Annotated in this window: 23 protein-coding genes, 1 other RNA gene and 1 pseudogene; 20 read left to right on the plus strand and 5 right to left on the minus strand. The window is 68.7% G+C overall.

The genetic code is table 11. From position 1 onward, the window contains the following. Together QZ271_RS10260 and QZ271_RS10265 are read right to left on the minus strand one after the other, a co-directional pair. On the minus strand, positions 1 to 820 hold an 820-nt coding region (locus QZ271_RS10260; RefSeq protein ID WP_291431117.1), incomplete at its 3' end, for an SMC family ATPase. Positions 821 to 908: 88 nt separating this feature from the next. Beyond that, on the minus strand, positions 909 to 2,087 hold the full coding sequence (locus QZ271_RS10265; RefSeq protein WP_291431118.1) for an exonuclease SbcCD subunit D: 1,179 nt from the start codon (positions 2,085 to 2,087) through the stop codon (positions 909 to 911). Between the two features lie 280 nt (positions 2,088 to 2,367). Here QZ271_RS10265 and QZ271_RS10270 point away from each other — a divergent pair, with 280 nt between their 5' ends. From QZ271_RS10270 to QZ271_RS10300, 7 genes are all read left to right on the plus strand, one after another. Further along, positions 2,368 to 2,502 carry a hypothetical protein gene (locus QZ271_RS10270; RefSeq protein WP_291431120.1) on the plus strand — a complete coding sequence of 45 codons (135 nt, stop codon included), beginning with the start codon at positions 2,368 to 2,370 and terminating at the stop codon, positions 2,500 to 2,502. Between the two features lie 185 nt (positions 2,503 to 2,687). Further along, entirely contained in the window at positions 2,688 to 4,823 is a 2,136-nt protein-coding gene (locus QZ271_RS10275) for an ATP-dependent RecD-like DNA helicase (protein ID WP_291431122.1), read from the plus strand. Between the two features lie 244 nt (positions 4,824 to 5,067). Continuing rightward, positions 5,068 to 7,071 (plus strand): DUF4900 domain-containing protein, encoded by a 2,004-nt coding sequence (locus QZ271_RS10280; RefSeq protein ID WP_291431123.1) that lies wholly within the window; start codon positions 5,068 to 5,070, stop codon positions 7,069 to 7,071. Next, positions 7,068 to 7,529 (plus strand): GspH/FimT family pseudopilin, encoded by a 462-nt coding sequence (locus QZ271_RS10285; RefSeq protein ID WP_291431125.1) that lies wholly within the window; start codon positions 7,068 to 7,070, stop codon positions 7,527 to 7,529. Before QZ271_RS10280 ends, QZ271_RS10285 begins: the two co-directional genes overlap by 4 nt. Next, positions 7,516 to 7,980: a prepilin-type N-terminal cleavage/methylation domain-containing protein gene (locus QZ271_RS10290; RefSeq protein WP_291431127.1), complete on the plus strand. Its 465-nt coding sequence runs from the start codon at positions 7,516 to 7,518 to the stop codon at positions 7,978 to 7,980. Before QZ271_RS10285 ends, QZ271_RS10290 begins: the two co-directional genes overlap by 14 nt. Beyond that, complete coding sequence (locus QZ271_RS10295; RefSeq protein WP_291431129.1) at positions 7,977 to 8,801, plus strand: type II secretion system protein J; 825 nt, start codon at positions 7,977 to 7,979, stop codon at positions 8,799 to 8,801. The genes QZ271_RS10290 and QZ271_RS10295 overlap by 4 nt, the downstream gene beginning before the upstream one ends. 138 nt (positions 8,802 to 8,939) lie before the next feature. Then, positions 8,940 to 10,580, plus strand: coding sequence for a CTP synthase (locus QZ271_RS10300; RefSeq protein ID WP_291431131.1), 1,641 nt, complete (start codon positions 8,940 to 8,942; stop codon positions 10,578 to 10,580). Between the two features lie 128 nt (positions 10,581 to 10,708). Here QZ271_RS10300 and coaE read toward each other — a convergent pair whose 3' ends face one another. Next, on the minus strand, positions 10,709 to 11,401 hold the full coding sequence (coaE, locus tag QZ271_RS10305) for a dephospho-CoA kinase (RefSeq protein WP_291431133.1): 693 nt from the start codon (positions 11,399 to 11,401) through the stop codon (positions 10,709 to 10,711). A gap of 264 nt (positions 11,402 to 11,665) precedes the next feature. Between coaE and QZ271_RS10310 the strand changes: the two genes are divergently transcribed. The 3 genes from QZ271_RS10310 (at position 11,666) to gatA (ending at position 15,606) form a co-directional block, all read left to right on the plus strand. Continuing rightward, complete coding sequence (locus QZ271_RS10310; RefSeq protein WP_291431135.1) at positions 11,666 to 12,868, plus strand: tetratricopeptide repeat protein; 1,203 nt, start codon at positions 11,666 to 11,668, stop codon at positions 12,866 to 12,868. Between the two features lie 357 nt (positions 12,869 to 13,225). Further along, on the plus strand, positions 13,226 to 13,816 hold the full coding sequence (locus QZ271_RS10315; RefSeq protein WP_291431138.1) for a CAP domain-containing protein: 591 nt from the start codon (positions 13,226 to 13,228) through the stop codon (positions 13,814 to 13,816). Between the two features lie 314 nt (positions 13,817 to 14,130). Continuing rightward, positions 14,131 to 15,606, plus strand: coding sequence for an Asp-tRNA(Asn)/Glu-tRNA(Gln) amidotransferase subunit GatA (gene gatA, locus QZ271_RS10320; protein WP_291431140.1), 1,476 nt, complete (start codon positions 14,131 to 14,133; stop codon positions 15,604 to 15,606). A 70-nt stretch (positions 15,607 to 15,676) separates the two neighbouring features. On the opposite strand, the gene truB is transcribed toward gatA, so the two are convergent. Continuing rightward, a complete protein-coding gene (truB, locus tag QZ271_RS10325; protein WP_291431143.1) occupies positions 15,677 to 16,603 on the minus strand; it encodes a tRNA pseudouridine(55) synthase TruB in 927 nt (308 codons plus the stop codon). A gap of 78 nt (positions 16,604 to 16,681) precedes the next feature. Here truB and QZ271_RS10330 point away from each other — a divergent pair, with 78 nt between their 5' ends. The 3 genes from QZ271_RS10330 (at position 16,682) to rnpB (ending at position 18,387) form a co-directional block, all read left to right on the plus strand. Beyond that, entirely contained in the window at positions 16,682 to 17,053 is a 372-nt protein-coding gene (locus tag QZ271_RS10330) for a hypothetical protein (protein ID WP_291431145.1), read from the plus strand. Next, positions 17,050 to 17,856 carry a pseudouridine synthase gene (locus QZ271_RS10335; protein WP_291431146.1) on the plus strand — a complete coding sequence of 269 codons (807 nt, stop codon included), beginning with the start codon at positions 17,050 to 17,052 and terminating at the stop codon, positions 17,854 to 17,856. The genes QZ271_RS10330 and QZ271_RS10335 overlap by 4 nt, the downstream gene beginning before the upstream one ends. A 92-nt stretch (positions 17,857 to 17,948) precedes the next feature. After that, positions 17,949 to 18,387: RNase P RNA component class A (gene rnpB / locus QZ271_RS10340), an RNA gene on the plus strand. A gap of 232 nt (positions 18,388 to 18,619) precedes the next feature. Here rnpB and QZ271_RS10345 read toward each other — a convergent pair. Continuing rightward, a complete protein-coding gene (locus QZ271_RS10345; RefSeq protein WP_367114360.1) occupies positions 18,620 to 18,985 on the minus strand; it encodes a DUF423 domain-containing protein in 366 nt (121 codons plus the stop codon). A gap of 349 nt (positions 18,986 to 19,334) precedes the next feature. On the opposite strand from QZ271_RS10345, the gene mraZ reads away from it, so the two are divergent. The 7 genes and pseudogenes from mraZ to QZ271_RS10380 all read left to right on the plus strand — a co-directional run. Continuing rightward, on the plus strand, positions 19,335 to 19,763 hold the full coding sequence (mraZ, locus tag QZ271_RS10350) for a division/cell wall cluster transcriptional repressor MraZ (protein ID WP_291431149.1): 429 nt from the start codon (positions 19,335 to 19,337) through the stop codon (positions 19,761 to 19,763). 98 nt (positions 19,764 to 19,861) lie between these two features. Continuing rightward, a complete protein-coding gene (gene rsmH, locus QZ271_RS10355) occupies positions 19,862 to 20,779 on the plus strand; it encodes a 16S rRNA (cytosine(1402)-N(4))-methyltransferase RsmH (protein WP_291431161.1) in 918 nt (305 codons plus the stop codon). Next, positions 20,776 to 21,237, plus strand: coding sequence for a hypothetical protein (locus QZ271_RS10360; protein WP_291431151.1), 462 nt, complete (start codon positions 20,776 to 20,778; stop codon positions 21,235 to 21,237). The genes rsmH and QZ271_RS10360 overlap by 4 nt, the downstream gene beginning before the upstream one ends. Beyond that, complete coding sequence (locus tag QZ271_RS10365; RefSeq protein ID WP_291431153.1) at positions 21,228 to 22,565, plus strand: penicillin-binding protein 2; 1,338 nt, start codon at positions 21,228 to 21,230, stop codon at positions 22,563 to 22,565. The genes QZ271_RS10360 and QZ271_RS10365 overlap by 10 nt, the downstream gene beginning before the upstream one ends. 482 nt (positions 22,566 to 23,047) lie before the next feature. Then, a complete protein-coding gene (locus QZ271_RS10370; protein ID WP_291431155.1) occupies positions 23,048 to 23,704 on the plus strand; it encodes a 3D domain-containing protein in 657 nt (218 codons plus the stop codon). A gap of 357 nt (positions 23,705 to 24,061) precedes the next feature. Continuing rightward, positions 24,062 to 25,270 (plus strand): ABC transporter permease, encoded by a 1,209-nt coding sequence (locus QZ271_RS10375; RefSeq protein ID WP_291431157.1) that lies wholly within the window; start codon positions 24,062 to 24,064, stop codon positions 25,268 to 25,270. 121 nt (positions 25,271 to 25,391) lie between these two features. Beyond that, positions 25,392 to 25,516, plus strand: a pseudogene (locus QZ271_RS10380) (S-layer protein); the annotation flags it as partial.

The following is a 25,516-nucleotide window of genomic DNA, read 5'->3' on the forward strand; positions in this document are numbered from 1 at the left end:
CCTGCTCGGCCCCGGCCTGCACCCCGGCGGCGCGGGCTTCCAGGGCCGTGACCCGGCGGGCGGTGTCCTCGCGGGCCTTCCAGACGCGTTCCTGCTCACGTAGCCGCAGTTGCGCGGCCTGCAAGGTCTCGCGGGCGTCGGTCAGGCGCTCGGCCTCGGCGTCCGTGACTTCCCGCTCGCGCCGCAGCGTGTCGGCCGCCTCGGCGGTCACGCCCGCGTACTCGGAGTCCAGCAGGCCACTCAGGCCCTGCGCTTCGAGTTTCAGAGTTTTGGCGCGGTCCGAGGCGACCCGCTGCATGGCCCCCACGTGATCCAGCCCGGTCAGTTCGCCCAGCAGCGCCTGCCGCTCCTTGCCGGAGCCGTGCAGCACGCGTGAGAACTCGCCCTGCGGCAGCATCACGCTGCGCGCGAAGGTCCGGAAGTCCAGGCCCACCGCCCGCCGGATGCGTTCGCTGATGCCCTTGGCCCCGCCTTCAGAGAGGTTGGCCCAGCGGCCGTCCGCTTCCAGCTGCTCGAAGCGCACCTCGTTCTCCGCCTGCTTGCGGCCCTTGGTGCGCGACGCCCGGTACGTCACGCCAGCCACCTCGAAGGTCAGGCTGACCGACAGGCCGCGCTCGCCCTGCGAGATCAGCGCGTCCAGGCCCGACGCGCCCAGCCGCGCCGTCTGCCCGTACAGCGCGAACGTCATGGCGTCCAGCAGGCTGCTCTTACCACTCCCGGTCGGCCCGACCAGCGCGAACAGTTCCAGGTCCCCGAACTCCAGACTGGTGAACTGCCGGAACGCCGTGAACCCCTGCAACTCCAGTTTGATCGGCTTCATCGGGGCGCCTCCGGCGTGTTGATGGTTGATGGTGGATGGTTGATAGGGGTCAGACCATCAACCATCGACTTTCGACTATCAACCCTCCTCACGCGCCCTCCTCGGTGCGGGCGAGTTCGTCGGCTTCCAGGAACGCGGCGCGCAGGTCGTCCGGGAGTTCGCCGCGTTTCTCCTGGTGGAAGCGTTCGTAGAGGTCCATCAGGCTCAGGCCCTCGCGTTTCAGGTCAGGCGTGGCGAGGTCCTCCTGCGCCGCGTCAAGTTCGACAGCCAGGGTGCCGGGCGCGAGTTTCAGCACGCGGTCTTTCAGGCCGGGCAGGGCGGTGCCGGCGGGGGCACGCACCACGACTTTCAGCAGCCCGCCAAAGTCACTCAGGGCCGCCAGGCGCGACTCGACGTGTTCCAGATCCACGCGCAGGGTCCGCAGTTCCCGCCCGCTGGCGAGCGGCAGGGCGTGGACCTGGGCGGGCCGCCCGGCCTCGACCTCGACAAGGTTCACCTGTTTCTTCTCGCCGGCCTCACCAAAGTCCAGTTGAATGACACTGCCGGGGTAGTACGCGGGCGGCGCGTCGGACACCTGCTGCGGCTTGTGCACGTGCCCCAGCGCCACGTACTGCGCGCCGGGCGGCAGTTGCAGGCCCGAAAGGGTGTAGCTGTTCGTCAGGTCGAACTGCATGGTGCGCTCGGAGCCGCTGGGCACCGCGCCGTCCATGGTGGCGTGGCACATCAGCATGTTCACGCTGCTCCCGGTAAAACCTTCGCCCAGGCGGCGCAGGAAAAAGCCCATGCCCTCGCGGTACTTCTGCCGCCACGCGCCGGTGTCGCCGCCCAGCAGGTCAGCCGCCTTGACCAGCCGCCGCTCGGACAGGTACGGCAGCGCGCCCACGACCAGCCGCTCGCCGCCGCGCGTCTCGACGGTGCGGATCATGTCGGCCGGGTTTGCGGTGGGCTGCGAGACGACCTGCACGCCCACCCAGCCCAGCAGCCCGGTAACCGACGCGAGGCGCGCGGCACTGTCGTGGTTCCCGGCGATGACCACGCCCGGAATGCCCTGGTCGCGCAGGCGCAGGAAGAAGTCGAACACGGCGGCTTCTGCGTCGGCGCTGGGGTTGCCCGTGTCGAACAGGTCACCGGACACCAGGACCACGTCCGCGCGTTCCGTGCGGGCCAGTCCGGCGATCTCGGTCAGGGCGTCGTGGACTTCCGGGGTGCGGTCGAAGCCCCGCAGGGATCGCCCGGCATGGAAATCGGCAGTGTGAAGTACGCGCATCACAGAAAAAAATAGCATGGAGGGCGCTGAGGCCCGGCCGCGCCTGCATACGGACGCCCGCCGGTGCATACGCCGCCACGGCTACCGAACTGTCATTCCTGGCACCTGCGCGCCCCTCCCTCCTGTCTGGCTGGCAAAAGGCAGGTGCTGGTGTCTGTCAGCTCGCAAGCCAGCCTGTTACGAGCAGAGAGAAAAGATAGTTACCTGAAAGACGCCTGAATATGTATTCAAAGGGTCATTTATCATGTTTATTTGCTGCAAACACTGCAAAGATACTGGCATGTATAGCAATGATCTGGACCTGTACACCAAAGCCCGCCTGCGGGAAACGCAGGACGTGGCCCTCTGCCAGCGCCCCGCCCCCGCCCTGAGCCGGTGGGTGCGCCAGGCCGCCCGCCGCCTCCGCCGCCGCTGAACCCGGCCCACCCGCTGAAACCCTGCCCACCCGCTGAAACCCGGCCCACCCGCTGAACCCGGCCCAGCCTCCCCGGCTGCGCAGGCCATAACCGCCAGTCAAGGAGTCGGGTTTGACACTGACCAGCTCCCGTATCCCGTTTTGTTCATGACGGAATGGGCCGGGCCTTGCTATGCTGCTGGTCTATGTCGTTTTCCTCTGCTGCCGAGACTTTCCGCGTGTCCGGCGGTGTGAACAGGGTGCGGTTCCGTTCAGATTCGGGTTTCACGGTTATGACCGCCCGCATCCGCAACGAGGAGGGCGAGGACCCGGACGCCACCGTGATCGGCGTGATGCCGCCCCTGGAGGCCGGGGACACCTTCAGCGCCGACGTCTCCATGGAGGAGCACCGCGAGTACGGCTACCAGTACCGCGTGCTGAACCTCGTGCTGGAGGCGCAGCCTGCCGACCTGACCGAGGCGGGCATCGCCGCGTACCTGGAAGCGCGGGTGGGCGGCGTGGGCAAGGTGCTGGCCGGGCGCATCGCCGGGATGTTCGGCGCGGCGACCTTCGACATCCTGGAGAACGACCCGGACCGGTTGCTGCAGGTGCCGGGCGTGACGGCCAGCACGCTGCACAAGATGACGTCCAGCTGGTCGCAGCAGGGCCTGGAACGCCGCCTGCTCGCGGGGTTGCAGGGCCTGGGCCTGAGCATCTCGCAGGCGCAGCGGGTCGTGAAGCACTTTGGAGAGGCGGCGTTAGAACGCCTGCAATCGGACCTGTTCGTGCTGACCGAGGTCGAGGGCATCGGGTTTCTCACCGCCGACAAGCTGTGGCAGGCGCGGGGCGGCACCCTCGACGACCCGCGCCGCCTGACGGCCGCCGCCGTGTACACCCTGCAACAGGCCGCGCAGCAGGGCGGGCACTCGTTCCTGCCGCGTGCGCGCGCGGAGCGGGGCGTGGCGCACTACACCCGCGTGACGCCCGCCCAGGCGCGGCTGGCCGTGGAGACCGCCGTGGAACTGGGCCGCCTGAGCGACGACACGCCGCCGCTGCTGGACACGCAGGACGCGCTGCACGATTCCAGCCGCATCTACCTGCCGCCCACCCTGCGCGCCGAGAAGAAACTCGCGGGCCTGATCCGCACCCTGATCGCCACGCCCCCCGCCGGCGAGCGGTGGGCCGTTCCCAGGGGCGCGGCCAGGGACCTGTCCGCCGAGCAGGCGGGTGTGCTGGACCTGCTCGGAGAGCACCGGCTGGTCGTCCTGACCGGCGGGCCCGGCACCGGCAAGAGCACCACCACCCGCGCGGTCGCGGACCTCGCCGAGAGCCTGGGCCTGGAAGTCGGCCTGTGCGCCCCGACCGGCAAGGCCGCCCGCCGCCTGGGCGAGGTGACGGGCCGCACGGCGAGCACCATTCACCGCCTGCTCGGCTACGGCCCGGCAGGCTTCCGGCACAACCACCTGGAACCTGCCCCCTACGACCTGCTGATCGTCGATGAGGTCAGCATGTGCGGCGACGGCCTGATGCTCTCGCTGCTCTCGGCAGTCGCGCCGGGCGCGCGGGTGCTGCTCGTCGGCGACACTGACCAGCTCCCCCCGGTGGACGCCGGGCTGCCCCTGCACGCCCTGACGCAGACCGCGCCCACCGTGCGCCTCACGCAGGTGTACCGTCAGGCGGCCGAGAACCCCATCATCCGCGCCGCGCACGGCCTGCTCCAGGGTCAGGCTCCGCAGTGGGGCGACCCGCGCCTGAACATCACGGAAACCGAGCCGGATGTCGGCGCGCGCCGCGTGGCGCTGCTCGTCCGCGACCTGGGCGGCCCCACGCAGGTACAGGTGCTGACGCCCATGCGCAAGGGACCGCTGGGCGTGGACATGCTCAACCACCACCTGCAGGGCCTGTTCAATCCCGGCGAGGGCGGCGTGCGCATCGCCGACGCCCACGCCCGGCCCGGTGACGTGGTCGTGCAGACCAGGAACGACTACACCAACGAGGTCTTCAACGGCACGGTCGGCACGGTCCTGAAAGCCGACGGGTCCCGCCTGACCGTGGATTTCGACGGGAACATCGTGGAACTCGCCGGGGCGGAACTGTTCAACCTGCAACTCGGGTACGCGCTGACCGTGCACCGCGCGCAGGGCAGCGAGTGGGACACCGTGCTGGGCGTGCTGCACGAGGCACACATGCCCATGCTCAGTCGCAACCTGGTGTACACCGCCCTGACCCGCGCCCGCGAACGCTTCTTCGCGGTCGGGTCCGGCAGCGCGTGGCAGCGGGCCGCCGGCCGCCAGCGCGAGGAGCGGCACACGGCGCTGCTGGAACGCATCCGCGCCCGCTGACGCAGGGTCCGCAACGCCCACGTCGGCTCCCATCGGCGCCCGGTCGTCAAGCGGACCAGTCATCCTACGCGGCCTCCGATTGAGGGGTCTACAGTTGATTCGGGACAGTTCCGAAGCAATCCGGGTGAAACAAACGGAATCCGTGCGACAGAACTGTCACTGAATGTCATACGTAGTTGAGGATGTTCACAATCCCCGGATTGGGGGGTGAGATTTTTCTCATTCTCGGGCCATACTGTGAGATATGCGGCCATCAGATCGTACCCAGGGCGCGACCCTCATCGTGTCGCTGCTGTTCGTCATGCTGATCCTGGCCGTGATCATGAGCGTCACTGCTCAGGTCACGCTCGCCGCCCGGCGCTCCAGCGTCGATCAGGACGCCATCCTGCGTGCCCAGTTTGCCGCCGAGTCCGGCGCGGCGCGCGTGCAGGCCCGGCTGCGCGTCATGGGCGGCCTGCTCAGCGGTGCCAGTCTGCCTCCGGACGGCGCGCAGGTTCTGAGCGACCTCGCCGCGCTGTGCGGGCTGAGCAGCCTGCCCACTGCCGCTGACGGCGCGACCCTCTGCACCCTGAACCCCACGACCGGCCTGAACAGTGCCGGCGGCGGCGTGAACTCCCGCGTGGCCCTGCTCGTGAACGCCGTGGGTCAGCAGGCCTTCATGGACGCTGGCATCACCGGCGCGACCCCCGAGGTCCGCAGCCGCTTCTGGTCCGACCTGTTCTCCGGCACGCAGGGCGTCCCCCTGAACGGGGATCAGGACGCCTCCACGTACGCCGTCAGTTACGGCCTGAAACCCCTGGCCGTCATCCGCGACAGCGCCACCCAGTACCGCCTGACGTTCGAGGTTCCCGACGTGACCATCACGGGCCGCGCTGGAACGGCCACCCGCACGGTCCGGGTGCGCTCGAACCTGCCCACCCTGAACCTGACCGTCAGCCAGCCTTCCCTGGCGCCCTACGCCCTGCTCACCAACCACCACTTCAACAGCGCCGACGCCGAGGACGCCCAGAACCGTATCACCTTCACCAGCCGGACTTTGTTCAGCGGTCCCGTGCACACCAACCAGCAGTTCAGGTTCGAGGGTAAACCCTGGTTCGGGGGGGCCGTCACCAGCGCCGGATGCCCCGCCAACACCCTGGGGCCGCAGTGCGACGCCGTCAGCAAGCCCGCCGCGCAGCCCGGCGCGTACTTCGCCGGGGTAGAACGCAGAGTCGACGACATGCAACCCAGCCGCGATGCCCCCACCGAATGCGCCAGCGGCGATAGAGCCTGCGCCGCCAACCCGCAAGTGCAACCCACCTTCGCGGCGGGCGTGAACTGGGACTCACCAGTCCTGCCACTGCCCATTAGTGGCAATAACCAGCAGGCAGCGGCGCAGTCGGGCGGGATCGCCATTGCCGGGAGCGTGAGCAGCCTCAGCCTGTACCGCGACACGGTCGCCGGGCAGGACGTGCAGCGGCTCAGCTTCACCAGAAACGTGAACGGCACGCCCGTCACCACCCAGCTGGCCTTCGGCACGGACCGCCGGTTGCGCATCCTTGCCCCCGGCGGCAGCTGGCAGGACGCCACCCGTAACCCGGACGGCACCTTCGCGCCCGGCACGCCCGCCGCTGGCTTCAACGGCGTGATCTACGTCGGCGGGAACGTCGGCAGCCTGAATGCCGGGCCGAATGCTGCGGCTGGCGCGGCCGTCGCTCCCTTCGCCGGCTTGACCCTGGCTGCCGACGGCGACATCGACATCACCAGCGACCTGCGCTACGCCGAGCCGCCGTGCAGCGGCGCGCACACCCGCAACGCGGACGGCACCGTCACGCCCGCCCCCTGCACCAACCTGAACGCGCAGAACATCCTGGGCATCTACGCCAGCCAGGGCAACGTGAATCTCATCCGCCCCGGTAACGGCAGGGCCACGGAACTCGGGAACAACCCCACCATCCACGCCGTCCTGATGGCCGGACAGGGCGCCGTGCAGGTCGGTGGGTTTGATAGGGGCAGCGCCCTGGGGAACGTCAACCTGATCGGCGGCGTCATCGAGAACTATTACGGCGCGTTCGGGACCACCAGTGGCGACGTGCAGCAGACCGGGTACGGCCGTAATTTCGTGTTCGACCCGCGCACCCTGGCCGGGCTGCGCCCCCCGTACTTCCCCACTGCGGCAACCTGGACGGTCGGCCTGTACGACGGCGCCACCCCCGTCCCCGAACCCCGGTTGCGCGGCGACACCGTCAGCACGGCAGGCACCCGGTGATTCCCGCACACCCCCGCGCCCGGCAGGCCGGATTCACGCTGCTGGAACTGCTGCTCGTCATGAGCATCCTGGCCATCGTGGCGGGCCTGTTCGGGTTCGCGCTGCTCGGCACGTACCGCGCCAATCAGGTGCGCGAGGCCGCCTCGCAACTGACCGGCGATCTGCGTCAGGCCCGCAGCGAGGCCCTAAAAACCGGGCAGTCCGCCAGTGTCACGGTCGCCGCCAACTCATCCACGTACACCTTGACCCGCGCTGGAACGCCGCAGACGCGCACGCTGCCCGGCGGGGTCACGCTGACCGGCGTGGTGGGTCTCAACAATATCGTGTACGTCGCCCCAACCGGCACGACCAGCGGTAATGGCACCACCTGGACCCTCACCAGCCTGGGCGGGACGCACAGCCTGAAGGTCAAGGTCGTTGGAATCACCGGAAAGGTCATGATCGATGCAACGAACTAACCGCACCCAGACCACGCCCACGCAGACCAGCCAAACGCCAGCCAGCCACACCCAGGGCTTCACGATCATCGAGGTGCTCGTGGCCGTGTTCCTGACCAGCGTGATCGCCCTGGTCGTCCTGACCCCCCTGACCGGCTTTTTCGGCCTGACGCGCCGCAGCAACCAGCAGGTCACCGCCACGCAACAGGCGCAGCAGGTCATCGAGGCCGTGCGCGGTGACTGGCTCAGCGTCGTCAACTACGACCAGCGCTGCGCCACGCAGCCCATCCCGGCCACCGCGCAGGTCACCCTGACCAACCTCGACGTGAACGGAAACTCCACCGGCACCCCCGACCTGAACGCCACCTGCGGCAGCAACCCACCGGACACGGCGCCCGTGCGGCGCATCAACGTGCAGGTCACGCTGGGCGGCGCGACCTCCAGCCTCAGCGTGGATGTGGCCCGGCCATGACCACCCCGTCCCGCCCCGCCCTGAATACGGCCGCGTTCACCCTGATCGAGCTGCTCATCGCCGTGGCGCTGGCCCTGATCATCATGTTCGCGGCGTCGTCGCTGCTGATCTCGTCGTCGCGGTCGTCGGGTGACCTTCAGGCGCGCAACGACCTGCTTCAGGAGTTCCAGATTGCGCAGAACTACCTGATCGCCAACGTCCGCGAGGCCGCCTACGTGTATCCGCAGGGCACCACCCTGAATCTCGGCAGTGGCGTCACCACCGAGCGGCCCGGTGGCGGCAACTGGGTGGTCGGCAGCGCCTCGGCCCCCATCCTCGCCATCGTGAAAGCCCCGCAGGAGGCCGTGAGCGGCTGCACGGTGAGCAACGACCGCGCCTGCTACAAGTTCAAGGCCTATTACCCGGTGCTGCGCGGCACCTGGGTGACGGGCGTTGGCCCGGCCAGCCAGAACAACCCCGGCGCGGACCCCGGCAACCAGGACGCCTGGCTGCTCATCGAGTACACCAAGAACCTCATCCGGACCACGCCGCCCACCGTCACTGAGCTAACGGCTCTGGCACCCGGCGGCCTGAACGGCGAGGACGGCAAACTCCTGCTGGACTACGTGCAGCCCGCCGTGGCTGGCCTGCCCCCGCTGTTCACCGCGCCGCCCGCCGGGCCGCAGGTGGCCGGGCAGACCCGCGTGACCGTGAACCTCAGCGTCAGCCGCGCCGTGGCAGGCAAGGCCGTGGTCATCCCGGCCCGTTCCAGCGCCGACCCGGCCACCTGGGTGCAGAGCGTGGTGGTCTCGCCCCGCAACGTGGGCCGCCTGAACCCCTGACGCGCACCCGCCGTGGCCTGCCTTTCCGGGTGGGCCGGTGTGATAGCATCAAATCCCGGAGGCCGAGCGCCCCGGTTTTTCTTTTTGGCCCCTATGCAGTGGGGTGGTCCCACGTGGGGCGGGCGCTCGCGGTCAGACATGAAATACATCTTCGTTACGGGCGGCGTGGTCAGCAGCCTTGGAAAAGGCGTGGCCAGCGCCAGTCTCGGAGCCCTTCTGCGTGCCCGCGGCTACCGCGTCACGGCCGTCAAGATCGACCCCTACATCAACATCGACGCCGGCACCATGCGCCCCTACGAGCACGGTGAGGTGTTCGTCACGGCCTCGGGCGCCGAGACCGACCTGGACATCGGCAACTACGAACGGTTCCTGGACCTCGATATTCCCGCCGGAAGCAACATCACGACCGGGCAGGTGTACCAGGAAGTCATCCGCAAGGAGCGCGCCGGGGACTATCTGTCGCAGACCGTGCAGGTTATCCCGCACGTCACCGACGAGATCAAGAGCCGCATCCGCGCCGCTGGTGAACGCGCCGGGGCCGAGATCGTCCTGATCGAGGTGGGCGGCACCGTCGGCGACATCGAGAGCCTGCCGTTCCTGGAAGCGATCCGGCAGTTCAAGTTCGACGAGGGCGACGAGAACGTCCTGTACCTGCACCTGACCCTGGTACCGTACCTGGGCACCAGCAACGAGTTCAAGACCAAACCCACCCAGCACTCGGTCGCGGAACTGCGCTCCGTGGGCATCAGCCCCGACATCGTGATGGTCCGCAGCAAGGAAAAACTCCCGGTCGAGATCACCCGCAAGATCGCCGCGTTCACCAGCGTGCGCGAGAACCGTGTGTTCTCCAGCTTCGACGTTTCGCACGTCTACGAGGTGCCCCTGGCGCTGGAAGAACAGGGCCTGGGCAAGACCGTCGAGGACATCCTGTCCCTGGAACGCACGCACCCGAACCTGGGCGTGTGGCAGAACGCCGTGCGGACCATCAAGCAGCCCACCCGCGAGGTCACCATTGCCATCGCCGGGAAGTACACCGCCATGCCCGACGCGTACCTGAGCCTCATGGAGTCCCTCACGCACGCCGGGATCGCCAACGACGCCCGCGTGAACATCCAGTGGGTGAACGCCGAGGACCTCGCCGACGCCAGCGTCACGCCCGCAGACGTCCGCGAACGCCTCGCCGCCGCCGACGGCATCCTCGTGCCCGGGGGGTTCGGCATCCGCGGCATCGAGGGCAAGGTCCGCGCCGCGCAGTACGCCCGCGAGAGCGGCACCCCGTACCTGGGCATCTGCCTGGGCATGCAGATCGCCGTGATCGAGTTTGCCCGGCACAGGGCCGGGCTGGAAGGCGCCAACAGCGCCGAATTCGACGAGTACGCCCCGCACAAGGTCATCGACCTGATGCCCGAACAGCTGGAAGTCGCCGGGATGGGCGGCACCATGCGCCTGGGCGACTGGCCTATGAACCTGAAAGCCGACACGAAAATCGCTGAACTGTACGGCGTTCCGCAGGGCGGCACCGTCCGTGAACGCCACCGCCACCGCTTCGAGGTGAACCCCGCCTACACCGGCCGCCTTCAGGACGCCGGACTGGTCATCGGCGGCGTTACCCCGGGTGTGGAAGGGCGCGGCGCGGGACTCGTGGAAACCATCGAGATTCCCGGCCACCCGTTCTTCGTGGCCCTCCAGGCCCACCCGGAATTCAAGAGCCGCCCGATGCGCCCCAGCCCCCCCTTCGCCGCTTTTGTCAAGGCCGCGCTGGACGCCCAGCAGGCGTAAACACGTTCAGGAGAGGGACGGCCGCGCGGGGCGCGGCCGTCCCATGGCTGTTGGGGTTGTGGGGAGTAGGGAGTGGGTGGCCTTGACTGGACTGGTCAGGTCGCGCATACGCTGTTGACCATCAACCATCAACCATCAACCATCAACCCCAGCTGGCGCAGCGCGGCGTCCACCTGCGCTTCCAGGTGGGCGAGGTCGCCGCTGTTCTCGATGATCACGGTGGCCTGCTCGCGTTTCTGGTCGGCGGGGAGCTGGCGGGCGTCACGGGCCAGGATTTCAGGTTCGCTCAGGCCGCTGCGCTCCATGACGCGCTTCACGCGCAGGGCCAGGGGGGCGTCCACGACGATCACGGCGTCCATCTGCGTGTGCAGGCTTCCCTCGAACAGCAGGGGCACGTCCTGCACCACCGTCCGTTCTCCTCGCGCGGCCGCCTGTTCTTCCAGCGCCGCCATGCGCGCCCTCACGCGGGGGTGCGTGATGGCGTTCAGGTCGGCCAGGGCGGCCGGGTCGCTGAACACCCGCTCGGCCAGCGCGGCGCGGTCCAGGGTGCCGTGCGCGACCACTCCGGGAAAGCGGGCGTCCAGCAGGGCCAGCACCCCCGGATCCTGCGTGACCAGCCGGGCCTGCTCGTCGGCGTCCAGGACAGTCAAACCGCGCGCGCGCAGCAGGGCGGCGACGGTACTCTTGCCCGCGCCGATGCTGCCGGTCAGCCCGATCCGCCGGACGGGAGTCGGGGTGGTCGGTGACACAGCGGTCGCTGACAGAGAGGGCGCGGGCAGGGAGGGCACACTACCGGCTGGAGGACGGTCAGCGGGGCTCATGCGTCCGACTGTATCAGCCGGCCCCGAACGGACGGGTGATCCGCTGCCCGGCGGCGCCGTGTGCGGCCAGTGACCGGCCAACCTCTCCTATCAGGCACCAGTCATGCAGTCGGTGAAAACTGTCAGAATGAGCGTCAGCGCATCTCACAGCGACTTCACCTGGGCTGTATTCGTTCTCACGTATTATTCGTTCATGCCAGAAGCTGGCAGGGCGTGGTTGATCCGGCGCGCAGTTGCCGGTCCGAACCCCACGGAGGTTTCCGAGTGAATCGACGCACGACTGTTTCTGGCCTGCTGGGCCTGGTAACCACCCTGAGTCTCGCTGCGGCGCAAAGTGCGCCCACCACGCCCACCCCCGCCGTCCCGGCGGCTTCTACCCCGGCCGCCACGCCCGCTCCAGTCGCGTCACCGGCGGCCGCGCCGACCCGGACCATTCCTGCGGCGAATTACGTGGCGTTGGGCGTGTACTACTACGAGCAGGGCCAGTTCGACCAGGCGTACGTGGCGTACCGGGCGGCCAGCGAGATCGACCCACGCAACACGGACGCCCTGATCGGTCTGGGCCGCGCGCAGGTGAAACTGCGCCTGTACAGCGCCGGGATCGAGACCCTCAAACGACTGATCAGTGTGGACAGCCGCAACTTCGATGCGTACATCTCGCTGTCTCAGGCGTTCGTGCAGCAGTACATCGGGGCGGGTGACCGCGCGGCCGTCAGCAGTAACCTGGGCGAGGCGCTGCGCATCCTGACCGACGCCGAGGCGCTGGCGCAGACACTCACGGCGGGCAAGAACGTGGCGCTTAGCCGCGTCTGGAACGAGCGCGGGTACGTCTACAAGCTGCAGGGCAACGCCACGAAGGCCATCGAGGCGTTCCGGCAGGCGACCACCCTGAACCCCGACAACTCCATCCTGCTGTACAACCTGGGCGACATGTACTACGCGACCGGGAACATCCCACAGGCGCTGGATTACCTGCAACAGGCCGTGATCGTGGACCCCCGAGACGCGTACAACCGCGCGTACTACGCCAAGCTACTGGCCCTGAGCGGGAACGTGACGGCCGCCCGGCCTGAGGCGGCGCAGGCCGCGAGACTGGCCCCCAAGAACGCCTACGCGGTCGGTCAGTACGGCGTGGTGAGTTACCTGGCCAGGGATACGGCCACGGCCCGCTCGCAGCTGACGCAGGCCGTGACGCTGGACCCGCTGCGCTACCCGGAGTTCTACTACTACCTGGGCCGCCTCAACCTGGACAGCGGTGACCTGAAAACGGCGCGTGAGAACCTGACGCGCGCCGCCGCGCTGGGCAGCGCCACGCCCGAGTACCTGTATTACCTGGGCCTGAGTTACGAGCGGGGTGCCGGAGCGGTCGCGCCCGACCGGTTAAAAGCCCGTGAGAATTACGAGGCGGCGTTGAAACTCAGCCCCAGTTACCGGGTGGCGCAGGACGGCCTGAACCGCGTCCGCTGAGGCGGACCTGCCGCACAGGAGGGCGCCGCAGCTGTCACAGCACTCTTACACGTCTTGACAGGACTCACAAGACACTTTTCTGGCGGGGCGGTCAGCGAATCAAGGCGGAGCGCCCCCTTGTCGGACCGGCCCGACCCTGCTCCCTGCGCTGCATATGCCGGCGTAAACCCTGTCTGGCAAGCAGAAAAGCTGGGCATGGGCCAGCGGCCAATCGGGCCGTCCCTTACCCCCGGATGGGGGTGATCGCTGCGGCCACTCTTCATCCACGGCGTCGTGAGCGGCCTGAAAGGGACATCTGGTTAAGGTGAGGTTACTTCAACCGCTGATCCCGCCCGGGCAGCGTCAAAGGACCCTCACATGCCGAAGCTGAAACTGACCCTGACCGTTCTGATCCCCGCTGCCCTGCTGCTCGCCTCCTGTGGCGGCGCCCCCAGCGCCCCCAGTGCTGCCACGCCCAGCGCCGCCATCGGGAGCAGCAACGCCACCGGCGGGCAGGGCAGCGCCGCCCGTGACGCCGGTAGCCAGACCATGGGCGCCGAGGAAGCCCAGATTCTCAAGGAGATCAACGAGGCCCGCGCCGTGCCGCGCACCTGCGGCACGCAGGCTTTCGGGGCCGCCGCGCCCGTCACCTGGAACGGCTACCTGGCCGGGGCAGCCCGCGCCCACGCCAGCGACATGGCCGAACGCGCCTACTTTGACCACGTCACCCCCGAGGGCCGCACGCCCGCCCAGCGCGCCCAGGCCGCCGGGTACACGGGCTGGCAGGGGATCGCTGAGAACATCGCCGCCGGGTACACGCTGGGCAACGTCACGCGGGGCTGGCTGGACAGCCCCAGCCACTGCAAAACCCTGATGGACCCCACCCTGAAAGAAGTGGGCGTGGGCTACCTGTACAAGCCCGGCAGCCGGTACGGCACCTACTGGGTACAGGATTACGGCACGCGCTGAGGCGTGACCACGCCGCGTACCAGGGTTGAAGCTGGTCGCGCGCGACAACAAGGGGGCGGGACGGTTCTGTGAGGGGAGCCGTCCCGCCCGGCTTGTTGTAAGCGAGCCCATCCGGATTGGCTGTCCGGAGCAACGGTCCATGCAGCCCGCACCATACGCCCCTTCGCGGTATGGAGCGGAATCCATATGCTGTTCCTACTCGCGTCCGCTCGGATTGATTCAGAAGTGCAGCGAATCAATCGCAGTCCCTATCAGACGGCCGGTTCAGGCAGCCGGGCGTACCGGGCCGGGCCGCGCCGCTAGACTGGGCGGGTATGTCCGTGCCCGCCACTCCGCCCACCAGCGCCACCAGCAGCGCCGCCGCACAGGCCCGCGCCGTGCAGTCGCGCGACACGACCCCCCAGGACCTGACGGCCGCCGCCCTGAACCGCATCGAGGCGGCCCGCGAGCTGAACGCCGTCCTGAGCGTCAACCCGCACGCCGCCGAGCAGGCCGGGCAGGTGCAGGCCCGCCTGAACGCCGGCCAAGCCCTGCCGCTGGCTGGCGTGCCCGTGATCGTCAAGGACAACATCAACGTGACCGGCACCGCCACCACCAGTGGCAGCCGCATCCTGCGCGGCTACGTCAGCCCCTACGACGCCACCGCCGCCGCGCGGCTCGTGCAGGCGGGCGCCGTGATCATCGCCAAGGCCAACATGGACGAGTTCGCCATGGGCAGCTCCACCGAGAACAGCGCCTACGGCCCCGCGCTGAACCCGTACGACACGGCCCGCGTGCCCGGCGGCAGCAGCGGCGGCAGCGCCGTGGCGGTCGCCGCTGGCCTGAGCGCCATCAGCCTGGGCAGCGATACCGGTGGCAGCGTCCGCCAGCCCGCCGCGTTCACCGGCGTGTACGGCCTGAAACCCACCTATGGCCGCGTCAGCCGCTACGGCCTGATCGCGTACGCCAGCAGCCTCGACCAGATCGGCCCGTTCGCCCGCAGCGCCGAGGACCTCGCGCTCATCATGAACGTCATCGCCGGGCACGACCCGCACGACGCCACCAGCCTGCACGCGCCGCCTGCCTTCGCCGCCGGAACGCCCGACGACCTGCGCGGCCTGCGGGTCGGCGTGATCACCGAGAGCCTCGCCGGGAACACAGCCGGGGTGGACACCACGCTGCGCGCCACCCTGGACGCCCTGCGCGGCGCCGGCGCGACCGCGGCCGAGGTCAGCCTGCCGGAACTGCGCTACGCCATCGCCGCGTACTACCTGATCGCCATGCCCGAGGCCAGCAGCAACCTCGCCCGCTTCGACGGCATGGTGTACGGCCAGCGCGTGCCCGGCAGCGACGTGACCGAGGCCATGACCCTGACCCGCGAGCAGGGCTTCGGCCCGGAAGTGCAGCGCCGCATCATGATCGGCACCTACGCCCTTTCAAGCGGCTACTACGACGCCTACTACAGCAAGGCCATGAAGGTCCGCCGCCTGATCGCCGACCGTTTCACGCAGGCCTTCGCGCAGTTCGACGTGCTCGTCACGCCCACCAGTCCCTTCCCCGCCTTCCGGCGCGGCGAGAAGACCAGCGATCCGCTGGCCATGTACGCCGCCGACGTGGACACGGTGGCCGTCAACCTCGCGGGCCTCCCGGCCCTGAGCATTCCCGCCGGGTTCGAAACCGTGGACGGCACGCCGCTGCCGGTCGGCATCCAGTTCATCGCCCCTGCCCTGCACGACGAACGCCTCGTGCAGATTGCCGGAGCCCTGGAAGGCATCGGACTCGCGCAGCCGGGCGTCGCTCCCGGGTACTGATTCCGAAAGTAGTGAGTGGGAAGTGGGGGGGCACGCGCCCACTCACCACTTTCCACTGTTCACTGCCTCTTCACGCCCAGGCGCGCACGACTTTCAGGTGTTCGCCGTTGCCGTCCACGACCGCCACCAGTTCGCCGTTCAGGGTGACGACATGGCGGCCCTGCGCGGAGTGGACCGGGCGTTTGCCCTGGCGGAGTTCGCGGGCCACGCGGTCGTCGGCCTCGATCACGGGGAAGTCCAGCGCGGCGAGGTCCGGGATGCCCGCCGCCTCGGGCAGGCCGTCCAGGGTGGTGGCGTCCCGCAGGTCGTAGCGGCCCACGCGGGTGCGGACCAGTCCGCCCAGGTGCGCGGGCACGCCGAGTGCGCCGCCCACGTCGCGCGCCAGCGAGCGCAGGTACGTGCCGCTGCCCACGCGCGCGCGCACCAGCAGGGTTGCAAACTCGCCCAGCGCGGGCGGCAGCGTGAAGGTGTGCCCGGTGTCCGCAGGCGTCCAGCTCTGCGGGTCGAAGGTGCGCGGCGCCGTGTCCACGCCGGGGTACACGCCCAGCAGGTCCAGCGAGTGGATCACCACGTTCCGGGCGGGCAGGTCCAGCGCGCCGCCCGCGCGGGCGACCGCGTAGGCCCGCTGGCCGCCCACCTGAATCGCGCTGTACTGCGGCGGCACCTGCGCCTGCGGCCCCGTGAAGGTTTGCAGCAGCGTCTGCACCTGCGCGGGGTCCAGGGGCGGCACATCGGCGGTCGCCTCGACCGGTCCCTCGGCGTCCAGAGTCGGCGTTCCGGCCCCCAGGCTGATCCACGCGAGGTAGTCCTTGCTGTCGGCCTCCATGAACTGCACGACCTTGGTGCTGTCGTCCACGCACAGTACCAGCACCCCGGTCGCCAGGGGGTCCAGCGTGCCCGTGTGCCCCACGCGTTTCGTGCCGCGCGCGCGGCGGGCGCGGTTCACGACATCATGAGAGGTGAGGTTCAGGGGTTTGTCGACGGCGATCACGGGCATCAGCGCGAGGCTAGCAGAGCGGCGCCAGCTGGGCGCGGCGCACGCACCGACTCGCCGGGGCCGCGTAGACTGAGCCCCGTGTTGCGTGTCGCGTTCTGGCTGACCGCCCTGCTGTTCGTTCCGCTGGGCCTGTACCTGTACTTCCTGTCACCGGGCGTGGCGGCCCTGGTGGGCGTCTCGCCGCTGTGGCTGGCCCGCGTGAGCGGCGCGCTGCTGCTGGCGTGGGGCGCGTTCCAGGTGGCGGCCAGTTTCACGCCGGACGCGGTGAAGGTCGCGGGACTGGCCGGCGGGAACCTGCTGTGCGTCGCCGCACTCCTGCCTGCCGCGCTGCGCGGCGCGGAGTCCCTGCCACTGGCCCTGCGCTCGCTGCTGCTGGGCCTGTCGGCCTTCTTGCTCGTTCTGGCCGTCCTGGCCATTCTTTCCTTTCCATCCCGCCGGGGGCACCCATGACCGACCGATCCGCTGACCACCCTGAATCCACGCCCGCCAGTCCCGGCGGGGAACGCCTGCAAAAACGTCTCGCGCGCGCCGGGATCGCCTCACGCCGCGCCGTGGAGGACATGATCCGGGCGGGCCGCGTGACCGTGAACGGCGAGGTCGCCGCGCTGGGCCGCACCGTCACGGACGCCGACGACGTGCGCGTGGACGGGCAACTCGTCGAGACGACCGCCGTCGAGAACGTCACGTTCATGCTGCATAAACCCGCCGGGTACGTCACGACCGCCCGCGACGAGTACGGCCGCCGAAACGTCCTGGACGCCATGCCCAGCATTCCGGGTCTGCATCCGGTCGGTCGGCTCGACAAGGATTCCGAGGGCCTGCTGCTGCTCACCACCGACGGGCAACTCACGCTAAACCTCACGCACCCCCGCTACGGGCACGAGAAGGCGTACCGCGCCTGGACCGAAGGGGACGCGCCGCCCACCGCCGAGGAACTCGAGTCCCTGGTGACGGGGGTGGAACTGGAAGACGGCGTGGCCCGCGCGGTCAGTGCCGAGCCAGCGCGTGAGGGCGCGTTCGTGGTACTGGGCGAGGGCCGCAACCGGCAGGTGCGCCGCATGCTTGAAACCATCGGCCACCCGGTCTACCGCCTGCTGCGCTACCGCGTGGGTGGCCTGTGGATGGGCGACCTGGAACCCGGCGAGTTCCGTCAGCTCAACCAGAAAGAACTTCAGGATCTGCTGCACCCGGACCGCATGCCACCCGCCGTGTGGGACCGCGCGCAGCGTGAAACGATGGCCCGCTGGGGCTGAGCCGCCGTTCCCCTGCGCCCGCCCCCCTGTGCCCCCACGCGCCCGCCCGTCCGGGTGGGGTGCGCGGGGGCGGTCTGCTATGCTCTGTCCTTGCGGGGGAATGTTCGGCCGCGCCCAGGCGTGAGTCTGGGTGAGGAAAGTCCGGGCACCGCAGGGCAGGGATGCCAGCTAACGGCTGGTCGGCGAGTCAAGTACCCGGTGCGCGCGCCTGCGGCCCGGGTGGCGGCGAAGTCGAAGGACAGTGCCACAGAAACCAGACCGCCACCTGCTGGCGTTTCAGTACGTGAAGCCCCGGCGCGGGCGGGCAGGTGGTCAGGGTGAAACGGTGCGGTAAGAGCGCACCAGGCTCCCGGGAGACCGGGAGTGTCTGGTAAACCCCATCCGGTGCAAGACCCGACAGTGCGCGAGGGTGGCCCGCCCTATGACCGCCAGGATGGTCGCTTGAGGCGCGCGGCGACGCGCGTCCCAGAGAGATGGCCGAACAGTCACGAGAGTGACGGACAGAACCCGGCTTACAGTTCCCCCGCACCACACGCGATCAGGCCGCCCCGCTTTACCGGAGGCGGCCTGATACGGATTCCGTTTGTTTCGCCAACAGATCCGGAACTTCACCGGCCCTGCCGGCTCCACGTCCGGAACCCTTGTTGCTCCCACTCGCTTCGCTCGGATCGAACGGGCTTTGCAGCCCACTCAACCCGGAGTCCGTATGACTTTTCAGGTGGTGCGCGCTGGATTGTCACGGACGTTCCCCACCACCCACGTTCTACTTCCGGGCGTCCAAGGCGGCCAGCACGAACGCGGCGATCATCAGAACGCCGCCGATGGGCGTGACGGCGCCCAGAACCTTCACGCCGGTCAGGGTCAGCAGGTACAGGCTGCCGCTGAAGATCACGGCCCCCGCCAGCAGCGGCCAGGGCGCGCGCGTCTGGGTGGGCTGGGTGCCCAGGATCAGCAGGGCCAGCGCGGCGTACATCTGGTAGCGCACACCGGTTTCGAAGGTACTCAGGGATTCGGGCGTCAGCTGGGCTTTCAGGGCGTGCGCGCCGAAAGCACCGAGCATGACACCCAGGGCGGCCAGGACGGCGCCGCTCCGCAGGGCATTGAGGGGCAGGGCATTGAGGGCAGGCATACGGCTGATGCTAGTGGCAGACGGCAGGGGAAAGTGTCCTGGGACGGATTCCGATTGGACGGTATGCCTTGCCGGGGTGGTCGGGAGCGCCTGGTGGGACTTGGCTGCCCTGATGCGGGGACAGTGGGGGCGGAGAGGGGGCTCTGGTGGGGAACGGCGGGGCGTGGGTGGGTGCAGGGGGGTAAATGGTGGGGATTGGTGGTAATTGGTGGGGATGACTGTTACACTCGCCGCATCAACCTCCATACGTTTAGTTCGTGTTCATGGTTGATCGTGTCGGCGGCCGGGCGTTCCCTGACGCTGCGGCGGGCTGACCGGTGAAACGCGCAGGAGGAGAGGAGGGGAGACGTTGCCGTTTGGAGAGTACCCGTACACCATTGACGACAAGGGGCGAGTGGTCATGCCACCCCCTTTTCGTGAGTTCGTGGAGGACGGCATGATCCTGACACGCGGCATGGAAGGCTGCCTGTACGTGTTCCCGCTGACGAGCTGGAAACGCGTGGAGGAGCAGCTCGAAGGTCTGCCCCTCACGGACGCCGGTTCGCGGGCGTTCGTGCGGTTCTTCTACTCCGGGGCCAGCAAGTCCCGGCTGGACAACCAGAGCCGCGTGTCGGTCCCACAGACGCTGCGGGCCTTCGCGGGACTGGACAGTGACGTGATCGTGGCGGGCGCGCCCGGACGCCTGGAACTGTGGAACCCGGCCCGCTGGGACGCGGCCATCACGGCCGTGCAGGACAACCCACCCAAACCCGACCTTCTCGTGAACTTCGTGGCGTGATCAGCATGAACCCAGAGACACAGCATCCCAACTTCCCGGACCGCTCCGACGGCCCGTCCGAATCCGGCCCCCGCACGTCCGACCTTCTCGCTGACCCCATGTCCGCCGGTCCGTCCCTGACCGACCCCGACGCCCCTGACGCGGCCGGGGCCTTCTCGCACGTGCCGGTGCTGGCCGACGAGGTCACCGGGGTCCTGGCCCCCGCGCCGGGCCGGGTATTTGTGGACGGCACGCTGGGCGGCGCCGGGCACGCCGGGCTGCTGCTGGCAGCCGGGGCGACCGTGTACGGCATCGACCAGGATCCCTTCGCCCTGAACCGCGCGCGGGCCGCGAACCACCCGGGCCTGCACGTCCTGGAAGGCAACTACCGCGACATGGTCTCGCTGCTGGCGGGCGCGGGCGTCACGCAGGTGGACGGCATCCTGCTGGATATCGGCGTGAGTTCCTTTCAGCTGGACGACGGCGGGCGCGGCTTCTCGTACCACACCGAGGCTCCGCTGGACATGCGCATGAGTCAGTCGGGCGAGACGGCCGCCGACGTGGTCAACGGGTACGACGAGGAGGACATCGCCGCGATCATCTACGAGTATGGCGAGGACCGCCTGTCCCGCCGGATCGCGCGCGGCATCGTGTACGCCCGCGAGAAAGCGCCCATCGAGACGACCGTGCAACTGGCCGAGATCGTCAAGCGGGCGTACCCGGGGTTCAGTAAGGGTATCCACCCGGCCCGGCGGACCTTCCAGGCACTGCGCATTCACGTGAACGACGAACTGGGCGCGCTGCGGGACGGCCTTCAGGCCGCCGAGACGCTGCTCGCCCCTGGCGGGCGGCTGGCCGTGATCAGCTTCCACTCGCTGGAGGACCGGATCGTGAAACGCTTCCTGCTGGGCAGCCGGGTGCTGTCACCGTTGACCCGTCGTCCCGTGATCGCCTCCGAGTCCGAGCAGGCCGTCAATCCCCGCGCCCGCAGCGCGAAACTCCGTTCGGCTGTCCGTGCGGGGGGGCAGGACGCATGATGCGCCCGTCCCTGCACCGCGCCCGGCCCAACCGTGAGGGCCACCCCGACGGGCCACGTTCCGGGCCGCTGTTCGGGTCCCTGCGCCGCGCGTGGCCGCCGACCCTGGCGGTGGATACCAGCCTGCCGACCTGGCGGGGCCGCGCGGTGCGGTACGTGGCTATCTACCTGCTGATGGTGGTGACGCTGGTAATCGTGCGCGGCGCGACGCAGCACATCCGCCCGGACCTGCGGGCCGCGCAGGTGCGCGAGGCCGAACTGACCACGCAGCGTGACACGCTGGTCCTGGAGTTGCAGGCGCTCGAGAACCCGCAACGGCTGCGGAGCTGGGCCTTCGCGAACGGCATGCGCCGCTTCACGGACGCCGACAAGGTCACGCAAGCCATTCCGCCGGTGCCGTCCGTACCGGCGCCGGTCGTACCGGAACACAACCTGGAGGTGAGGACGCAGTGGAGGTGAAGATCCGCAACCGCTCGGCCCTGATGCGGGTGCTGGCACTGGGCCTGTTCCTGACGCTGGTGTGGGCGTACGCGCAACTGGAGTGGGGGGTGCCGCAGACCGTGAGAAGCTCGGTGGTGCAGGCGCGCGGCCCGATTGTGGCGTCTGACGGGAAAGTGCTGGCCACCAGCGTGAACGGCAAGCGCGTGTACCCGCAGGGCAGCATCGCGGGGCAACTGGTGGGCATGATGGGCACCACCGATGGCCTGGAGGGCCTGGAAGCCGCGTACAACGGGCCGCTGAGTGCCGGGAAGCCCCTGAAACTCACACTGGATACCCAGGTGCAGGCCTCGGCCGAGGCGGCGCTAGCCAAGGCCGTGCCGGAGCATCAGGGCGAGTACGGTACGGTGGTGGTCCTCGAGACCCGTACCGGGCGCGTGCTGGCCGCCGCCACCTACCCGCCCTTCGATCCGAACGTCTGGCGCCGCTATGACCAGGCGACGCGCCGTAACCGGGCGTTCGTGGATAACTTCGAGCCGGGCAGCACCGTCAAGGCGCTGGTCGTGGCCGCCGCCATGAACGAGGGCCTGACCACCCCGGAAACCGTGTATGACACGCCCATGCGCCGTTTCGTGGGGGGCCGCTGGGGCAGCACCATCGGGGACGTGGTGCCGCACCCGTCCTCGCTGAGCACACAGGGCATCTTGCGCTACAGCAGCAACGTGGGCATGAGTCACGTCGTGGAGCACTTTCCCATGGAATCCATGCGGGAGTACCTGCAGCAGTACGGGTTCGGCCGTGAGGTCAGCATGCCGGTCATTCCCACGGCGTCCGGGCAGTTGCAGCCGCTGCCGCGCTGGAATGAACTGGTGAGGGCCACGAACGCGTTCGGGCAGGGCATCAGCAGCACGACCCTGCAACTGGCGGCGGCCTTTAATACCCTGGCGAACGACGGTCAGTACATCTCGCCCCGTCTAGTCGAGGGGGCCGGTGGGGTCGAGCGGCGTGAGGTGGTGCAGCCGGAGGTGGCCCGCACGACCCGCCGCCTGCTGCAGACCGTGATTACCGAGGGCATCCCCACGAAGGCCGGGATTAAGGGGTACAACCTGGCTGGGAAGACCGGGACGGCGCAGACGGTGGACGCCCGGGGCCGGTACTCGGCGACGGTGTTCGACAGCGTGTTCGCGGGCTTTTTCCCGGCCGAATCGCCCCGCGTGACCATCGCGGTGATGGTGCATGCCGCCAAGGTCGAGTACCACGGGTCGCAACTGGCCGCGCCGATCTTCAAGGAGATCTCGGCGGACGTGCTGTCCGGCTGGGCGGCGGCGCCTCAGAGGGATTCCGATTGAATCGGTGCAGTTCTGAATCAATCCGTATCAGAGGGACCGGGCAGCAGGTGAGTAAAAGGTGAGTGTGATCCGCGAATTGACCGGCTGGTGACTAGGTCAGAGCCACTTCTCACGCCTGGAAGGGTGTCAATACAGTAATCTATATCACAAACTCGGCCATTTGTTCCCCAAAAACAGGGGTTCAGATGGCCGATTTCGTCTGGAGCAGAACAAATATATGAGAGGATAAATGAGAGGATTAGAACTTATCTCATTTTATAACGAAAGCCCAGAAGGATAGATTTGATTTTTTCTGTACTAAGTACAAAAATTACGCGCCTTTAAAATGAGATCAGAAACCTATTTCTCCCACAAAGCTGCCATCTTCGCCGCGTACGCTCATGCCGAAGAGAGGGAGAGCCTTCATGCTGGCGCCCTCACCTGAATCCCACCACATCAACGCCGGGCACAGCCACTTGAAGGCCGCGCCTGCAGGAGACCACATGCTTCAACTGCTTAGCCGATGGACCCGCACGGTCCTGTTCAGCCTCGTTGGAATGACGGCCGCGTCTGCCCAGACGGCCGCGTCTGCCGCCCCGACCCAGTCCGCCAGCCCTGCTGTTCCCGCCAGCTCCGCCCCGCCTGTCAGCTCCGCCCTGCCTGTGAGCCCCGCCCTGCCCGGGAGCACCGTCGCCGCCGACGCTGTTCGCGGCGCCCTGAGCGCCGTGCCCGCTCCAACGGCCCCCACCGCCCAGAGCGCCGCGCAGGTCCGCGCGCAGGCTGTGGCCCGCGCCGAGGCTCAGACCGCGATCCTGGCCGTCACGCCCATCCGTGGCAAGACTGTCATCGCCCGCTCGACCGCCTACAACAGCGTCCCCGGACAGACTGACTCCACGCCGTTCATCACGGCCACCGGCACCCGCACCCGCCCCGGCGTGGTCGCCCTGTCCCGCGACCTGCTGCGCACCTTCCCCTACGGCACCAAGGTCATGCTCGAAGACCTGAGCGGGAAATACAACAACACGCTCAGGGGCCGCATCTTCGTCGTCGAGGACACCATGGCCGCCCGCAAGACCAACTCGGTTGACGTGTGGATGGCCACCCGCACCGAAGCGATGAACTGGGGCGCCCGCCAGATCCGGATCACCGCCGTCCGCTGACCGGGCAGCACAGCCCACACCACCCAGCCCGGGCCGCTCCACGTGAGCGGCCCGGGCTGCTGTCATATGGACTGCGTTCCACTGCGCCACAGTCGGAAAAGCGCCGCCTGCCGCTCCAGGCCGCGAAACCCATCTGTTGGTCCTACTGGCATCCGCTCGGACCGGGCGGCTTCGCAGGCCATTCAAGCCGAGTCCGTATCAGGGAGGGGCGCAGGCCCCCCCCAGTCTCCAGGAGAACACGCCCCGTCCAGAAGGACCATCCCCGGGGGGCCAGAAGAAACAGACTGGGCAGTCCCGACGGCTGTGGGCAGTTGCCGCAGCGGGCTTCTGGGGCCTCTCTGGTATCCTCCGCCTTGCATGACTTCAGCCCCGGCCACTCCACCCGAGCGCGGTCCCGCTGCCCCCGACCGCTTGCTGGCCTGGTCCCTGGCCCGGGCTCACCTGCGCCGCCGCCGCACGCAGAACGTCCTGACCATCCTGGGCATCGCCGTGGGCGTCATGGCGTTGATTGCCGCGCTGAGCCTCACCAACGGCTTTACCCGCGCGCTGATCGACGCGACGCTGCGCGCCAGCCCACACCTGAGCGTCATGGCCTTCACGCCCTCCCGGCCCGACCTGGACCTCCAGGCGGCCCTGCTGGCCGACCGGCGCGTGCAGGCCTTCACGCCCTTTCTGGCGGACAAGGGCCTCCTGACCCGCCCTGCCAGTGAGGGCCGCGCCGCCGGAGTGGATTTCGCCACGTTGTTCGGCATGACCGGCGCGGCCGGACAGGTCCTGGACCTGCCTGACGCGCAAAGTGCGACCCTTTCGAGCCTGAAGGTTGGCGAGGTGATGCTCGGTTCCGCTCTGGCCCGCAACGTCGGCGCGTTCACAGGTGACGAGGTGCGCCTGCTGAACAGCACGCAGCGCCGCACCAGCCTCAGGGTGCGCGGCGTGTTCACCACCGGCAACTACCTGATCGACTCGGCATACGCCTTTACCAGCCTGCAGACCCTCCAGACCCTTCAGGGCACGCGGAACATCACGGGTTACCAGCTGCGCCTGACCGACCCGGACCTCGCCCCGGCCGTCGGAAGCGACCTGACCCGCACCCGCGCGTACTCCGCGCTGCCGTGGCAGAGCCTGTACGGGACCCTGCTCGATCAGCTGGCCCTGCAGAAGAAGGTCATCGGGTTCGTGGTGCTGCTGATCGTCGTCGTGGCCGCCTTCGGCATCGCGAACGTCCTGACGCTCGCCGTGTTCGAGAAGACCCAGGAAATCGCCATCCTGCGCGCCATCGGGGCCACCCGCAGCCTGATTACCCGCGTGTTCCTGCTCGAAGGACTGGCGCTGGGGCTGGGCGGGCTGCTGCTGGGGAACCTGCTGGGCCTGGGGATCAGCGCGTACTTCACGGTGCGGCCCTTCACGTTGCCCGGCGACCTGTACTTCATCACCAGCCTGCCGGTCGAGGTGCGGCTCACCGACCTGCTGGGCGTGAACGCCATCGGCCTGATCACCACCCTGCTGGCCGCCCTGATTCCCGCCCGCCGCGCCGCCAGCATCGAACCCGCCCGCATCATCCGCTGATCCGCGCTCCCACCCCACCCACCACTCCCACCCCGCCAGCCTGATCGCAAGCTGAACCGTCATGAAAGGTTGCCCCTGCGCCGCTCATGGTCCGTCATCAACCGCTCGCTAGGCTGACTCCATGAAAAAGTTCCTGATGATCCCGGCCGCCCTGCTCCTCAGCACCGCCTCCGCCGCGCCGAAGATCAGCGCGCAGAGCATCATCGTGAACCCCGCCCAGCCTGACCTGAATGTCAGCGTGCGGGT

The sequence above is a fragment of the Deinococcus sp. genome, from assembly GCF_018260555.1.
Classification (GTDB): domain Bacteria; phylum Deinococcota; class Deinococci; order Deinococcales; family Deinococcaceae; genus Deinococcus.

Coding starts and splice junctions, on each gene's coding strand:
- truB (WP_291431143.1), bottom strand. CDS start 16,603: ATGCCCGTGATCGCCGTCGACAAACCCCTGAACCTCACCTCTCATGAT.
- gatA (WP_291431140.1), top strand. CDS start 14,131: ATGTCCGTGCCCGCCACTCCGCCCACCAGCGCCACCAGCAGCGCCGCC.
- QZ271_RS10315 (WP_291431138.1), top strand. CDS start 13,226: ATGCCGAAGCTGAAACTGACCCTGACCGTTCTGATCCCCGCTGCCCTG.
- coaE (WP_291431133.1), bottom strand. CDS start 11,401: ATGAGCCCCGCTGACCGTCCTCCAGCCGGTAGTGTGCCCTCCCTGCCC.
- QZ271_RS10345 (WP_367114360.1), bottom strand. CDS start 18,985: ATGCCTGCCCTCAATGCCCTGCCCCTCAATGCCCTGCGGAGCGGCGCC.
- QZ271_RS10370 (WP_291431155.1), top strand. CDS start 23,048: ATGCTTCAACTGCTTAGCCGATGGACCCGCACGGTCCTGTTCAGCCTC.
- QZ271_RS10275 (WP_291431122.1), top strand. CDS start 2,688: ATGTCGTTTTCCTCTGCTGCCGAGACTTTCCGCGTGTCCGGCGGTGTG.
- rsmH (WP_291431161.1), top strand. CDS start 19,862: ATGTCCGCCGGTCCGTCCCTGACCGACCCCGACGCCCCTGACGCGGCC.
- QZ271_RS10290 (WP_291431127.1), top strand. CDS start 7,516: ATGCAACGAACTAACCGCACCCAGACCACGCCCACGCAGACCAGCCAA.
- QZ271_RS10265 (WP_291431118.1), bottom strand. CDS start 2,087: ATGCGCGTACTTCACACTGCCGATTTCCATGCCGGGCGATCCCTGCGG.
- QZ271_RS10270 (WP_291431120.1), top strand. CDS start 2,368: ATGTATAGCAATGATCTGGACCTGTACACCAAAGCCCGCCTGCGGGAA.
- QZ271_RS10335 (WP_291431146.1), top strand. CDS start 17,050: ATGACCGACCGATCCGCTGACCACCCTGAATCCACGCCCGCCAGTCCC.
- QZ271_RS10280 (WP_291431123.1), top strand. CDS start 5,068: ATGCGGCCATCAGATCGTACCCAGGGCGCGACCCTCATCGTGTCGCTG.
- QZ271_RS10300 (WP_291431131.1), top strand. CDS start 8,940: ATGAAATACATCTTCGTTACGGGCGGCGTGGTCAGCAGCCTTGGAAAA.
- QZ271_RS10375 (WP_291431157.1), top strand. CDS start 24,062: ATGACTTCAGCCCCGGCCACTCCACCCGAGCGCGGTCCCGCTGCCCCC.
- QZ271_RS10360 (WP_291431151.1), top strand. CDS start 20,776: ATGATGCGCCCGTCCCTGCACCGCGCCCGGCCCAACCGTGAGGGCCAC.
- QZ271_RS10295 (WP_291431129.1), top strand. CDS start 7,977: ATGACCACCCCGTCCCGCCCCGCCCTGAATACGGCCGCGTTCACCCTG.